Source organism: Halomonas sp. V046, from assembly GCF_052645355.1.
In genome coordinates, this window is sequence record NZ_JBQXYF010000055.1 from 1 (window position 1) to 504 (window position 504).

Annotated in this window: 1 protein-coding gene; it reads left to right on the forward strand. The window is 68.5% G+C overall.

The window, feature by feature from the left end:
- A partial coding sequence (locus tag ACUN9Y_RS22195) for a hypothetical protein (RefSeq protein WP_445462912.1) occupies positions 1 to 504 on the forward strand: 504 nt, incomplete at both ends.

Sequence of the window (504 nt, forward strand, 5' to 3'; positions counted from 1 at the left end):
CCTATCATCTGCGCTTCGAGCAGCACGGCGGCCAACTGACCTATATCGACGGCCTCAATCGCGCCCTGCCCATCGAGCCCTTGGCCCCCGGCGAGCAGCGCTTTTTGCCGCGCGAGCGCATGACCCTAGCCCACCCCGATGGCGATACCTATGAGCTGACCTACCTGGACGGCAGCCGCGAGCGCTATCGGCGCATGGCGGGCGTCGATGCCGGGGTCGATACCAGGAGTGATGTCAGGAGCGATACCGGGGGCGATGCAAGCGCCGATTCACGCGCCGACCGGGTCCACTTCCGCCTGGTCGAGCGGCGCGAGCGCGACGGCCGCGCCCTGACCCTGAGCTACCGCCAGGGCCGGCTGGCCGCGATTAGCGACGGCGCCGAACTCGAGCTGAGCTTTGTCTACGGCCAAGCCGGCCTGCTGGAGCGCGTGCTGCGCCACTACCCGGCAAGCGATCACGAGCCCGAGGTGCTCGCCCTCTATGCCCACGACGCCAAGCGTAATC